This window comes from Streptomyces chisholmiae (assembly GCF_031845445.1).
GTDB classification, from domain to species: Bacteria; Actinomycetota; Actinomycetes; order Streptomycetales; family Streptomycetaceae; genus Streptomyces; species Streptomyces chisholmiae.
In genome coordinates, this window is the sequence record NZ_JAVREO010000247.1 from 1 (window position 1) to 422 (window position 422).

At 64.9% G+C, this 422-nt stretch carries 1 pseudogene; it reads right to left on the reverse strand.

Going from position 1 to position 422, the window contains the following annotated elements:
• A pseudogene (locus RM844_RS33035) lies at window positions 1-422 on the reverse strand (alpha/beta fold hydrolase); the annotation flags it as partial.

Here is a 422-nt window from a genome sequence, read left to right on the forward strand (position 1 = left end):
GGACAACTCGACGAACTCGGCCGCGGGCACCTTCTCCAGGAAGTCCTGCACGCCTTCGGGGCTGACCACATCGGACAGCTTGCCGCGAATCAGCAGGATCGGGATGGTCAGGTTCATCGCGGCCTGCTCGAGCTTCTCCACCCGGATGAACGGGTCGTCCTCGGGCTTGGTGAGGAACGCCGGATCCCAGTGCCAGTACCAGCGCCCGTCGCGCAGCCGCAGATTCTTCTTCAGCCCGTCCGGGCTACGTGGCTTGGTGCGATGGGGCAGATAGGAGGAGACGGCGTCGGCGGCCTCCTCCAGGGAATCGAAGCCGTCCACGTTGGTGAACATGCAATCGCGGATGCGGGCGCTGCCGCTCTTCTCGAACCTTGGCACCACATCGACCAGCACGAGCTTGGTGACCAGTTCCGGGCCTGCGT